This is a genomic window from Actinomadura montaniterrae, from assembly GCF_008923365.1.
In the GTDB taxonomy this organism is placed as follows: Bacteria; Actinomycetota; Actinomycetes; order Streptosporangiales; family Streptosporangiaceae; genus Spirillospora; species Spirillospora montaniterrae.
The window spans coordinates 1-3,190 of record NZ_WBMR01000421.1; the positions used below are offsets into that span (position 1 = coordinate 1).

General features: G+C 73.8%; 3 protein-coding genes. All 3 read right to left on the reverse strand.

Features of this window, described 5'->3' with window-relative positions; translation table 11 throughout:
* The coding region (locus tag F9B16_RS49805) for a biotin/lipoyl-containing protein (protein ID WP_318839308.1) at nucleotides 1–393 on the reverse strand (393 nt) is incomplete at its 3' end.
* 41 nt (nucleotides 394–434) lie between these two features.
* Complete coding sequence (gene lpdA, locus F9B16_RS49810; RefSeq protein WP_151547254.1) at nucleotides 435–1,829, reverse strand: dihydrolipoyl dehydrogenase; 1,395 nt, start codon at nucleotides 1,827–1,829, stop codon at nucleotides 435–437.
* Between the two features lie 149 nt (nucleotides 1,830–1,978).
* The coding region (locus tag F9B16_RS49815; protein ID WP_151547255.1) for a leucyl aminopeptidase at nucleotides 1,979–3,190 on the reverse strand (1,212 nt) is incomplete at its 5' end.

Consider the following 3,190-nt stretch of genomic DNA (forward strand, 5'->3'; position numbering starts at 1 on the left):
GGGCGGCGGCCACGCGGCGGGCGGCGGCGCCTGCTGCGCCTGCGGCTGCTGCTGGGGCTCGGGCTCGGGCTGCGGCGCCGGGGCCTGCTCCTGCGCCGGGGCCTCCTGCGCGGCGGGCGCCTGGTCCTGCGCCGGGGCGCCGGACGGGGCGTCGCCCTCGTCGCCGATGACGGCCAGCTCGGCGCCGACCTCGACGGTCTCGTCCTCGGCGACGGTGATGCTGGTCAGGATGCCCGAGGCGGGGGAGGGGATCTCGGTGTCGACCTTGTCGGTCGACACTTCGAGAAGCGGCTCGTCGGTCTCGACGCGCTCACCCTCCTTCTTCAGCCAGCGGGTGACGGTGCCCTCGGTGACGCTCTCGCCGAGCTGGGGCATAGTGACGGAGACCGGCATGGCTCTCAGCGACTCCTTAGAGAAATACTGTGCGCGGTTGTTCAGCCGTGCACGTGCAACGGCTTGCCGGCGAGCGCGAGATGCGCCTCGCCGACCGCCTCGGACTGGGTCGGGTGGGGGTGGATCAGCTGGGCGACCTCGCTCGGGAGGGCCTCCCAGTTGTAGATGAGCTGGCCCTCGGCGATCAGCTCGCCGACGCGCGCGCCGACCATGTGCAGGCCGAGGACCGGCCCGTCCACGGCCGCGATCACCTTGACCTCGCCCTGCGTGCCCAGGATCTTGCTCTTGGGGTTGCCGGCCAGGTCGTAGGTGACCTCGTTGATCTCGTACCCGCGCTCGCGGGCCACCGCGGAGGTGATGCCCACCGAGGCGACCTCGGGATCGGAGTAGGTGATGCGCGGCACGCCGTCGTAGTCGATCGGCGCGGGGGCGAGCCCGCCGAGCCGCTCGGCGACGAGGATGCCCTCGGCGAAGCCGACGTGGGCCAGCTGCGGCGTGGCGACGAGGTCGCCGACGGCCGAGATGGTGGGGACGCTGGTGCGGCAGTACTCATCGACCTTGACGTAGCCGCGCTCCAGCTCGACGCCGGCCTCGGCGAGGCCGATGCCGTCGGAGACCGGCCCGCGGCCGACCGCCACGAGCAGCAGCTCCGCGTCGACGACCTTGCCGCCCTCCAGCGTGACGGAGATGCCGCCCTGGGTGGTCTTGGCGCTCTCGAAGCGGGTGCCGAGCTCGAACTTGATGCCGCGCTTGCGGAACGCCCGCTCGAGCCGCTTGGAGCTGGACTCCTCCTCCAGCGGCAGCAGGTGGGGGAGGGCCTCGACGATGGTGACCTCGGCGCCGAACGAGCGCCACACGCTGGCGAACTCCACGCCGATGACGCCGCCGCCGAGGATGACGACCGAGCCGGGCACGTGCTCCAGCCGCAGCGCGTGGTCGCTGGAGATGACGCGCTCGCCGTCGATCTCCAGGCCGGGCAGCGACTTCGGCGCCGACCCGGTGCCGAGCACGATGTGCTGGGCCTCCAGCGCGCGGGTCTCGCCGGCGGGCGTGCGGACCTCGACGGTCGTCGGGCCGGCCAGCCGGCCCTCGCCGTGCACGACCTCGATGCCGCGCGACTTGATCAGCCCGGTGAGGCCCTTGACGGTCGTGGAGACGACCTTGTCCTTATAGGCGTTCACGCCGGCGACGTCGATGCCCTCGAACACCGCCTTGACGCCGAACCTCTCCGCCTCGCGGGTCTGGTCCGCCACCTCGGCCGCGTGCAGCAGCGCCTTGGTGGGGATGCAGCCCCGGTTGAGGCACGTCCCGCCGAGCGACTCGTCGCGCTCGACGAGCGCGACGGACCTGCCGAGTTCGGCGGCGCGCAGCGCGCACGCGTAGCCGCCGCTGCCGGCACCCAGGACCACGATGTCGTAGGGGCCGTTATTCGCCACTGGACGCTCCCTTTCCCGGAGACGGCACCGCGCGGGCCGCGGCGCCCTCGGGCGGGGCGAACCTGCAACGGGCCCCCACCGCCACGAGAAAATCTATTGTGTCCCGCCCCGGCCGGTGCCGGGCGGCCCCCCGCGAAATCCCGGCGGCCCTACAGGATCCCGGCGGCGAGGTCCTCGGCGATCTGCACGAGCGTGCGGGTCGCCGCGCCGGTGCCGCCCTTCGGGGTGTACCCGTAGGCCTCGCCCTGCTGGAACGAGGGGCCGGCGATGTCGAGGTGCGCCCACTTCACGCCGTCCGGCACGAACTCCTTCAGGAACACGCCGGCGACGAGCATGCCGCCCCAGCGGTCGCCGCTGATGTTGGCGAGGTCGGCCACCGCCGAGTCGAGCCCCTTGCGCAGCTCGGCCGGCAGCGGCATGCCCCAGGACGCCTCCCCGGCGCGCTCGGCCGCCGCCACCACCTTCTCACGGACGTCGTCGTCGTTGGCCATGACCCCGGCGGTCCGGCTGCCGAGCGCGACCAGCTGCGCGCCGGTGAGCGTCGCCACGTCCACGATCAGGTCGGGGGAGTCCTCGCCGGAGCGGACCAGCGCGTCGGCGAGCACGAGGCGGCCCTCGGCGTCGGTGTTGAGGACCTCGACGGTCTTGCCGCCGTAGATGCGCAGCACGTCGGACGGGCGCTGGGCGCTGCCGCTCGGCATGTTCTCGGCGATGGCGAGGTAGCCGACGACGTTGACCTTCGGGGCGAGCTCGGCGATGGCGGCCAGTGCGCCGAGCACGGCACCGGCGCCGCCCATGTCGGACTTCATCCAGTCCATGGAGCCGGTCGGCTTCAGCGACAGGCCGCCGGAGTCGAACGTGATGCCCTTGCCGACCAGCGCGAGCGTCTTGGACGCCTCGGGGTGGGAGTAGGCGAGGCGGACGAGGCGCGGCGGGTTCACCGAGCCCTGCCCGACGCCGGTGATGCCGCCGTAGCCGCCGTCGACGAGCGCCTTCTCGTCGAGGACCTCGATGCCGAGGCCGCTCTCGCGGGCGACCCGCTCGGCCTCGTTGGCGAGGTCCTCGGGGGTGAGGTCGGACGGCGGGGTGTTGACCAGGTCGCGGACCAGGTTGACGGCGTCGGCGAGCACGCGGGCGCGCTCCACGGCCACGTCGGTGGCGGCGGGGGCGGCGAGCCGGATCTCGGCGACGGGGCTCTTGTGGCCGTCGCCGGTCCGGTAGGAGTCGAAGGAGTAGGCGCCGAGCAGCGCGCCGAGCGCGACGGCCTCGGCCTCGGCGGCGTCCGCGGCGGGCAGCGCGACCGCGACCTTCCCGGTGCCGGCGAGCGCGCGGACGGCGGCGCCGGCGGCGCGGCGCAGGTC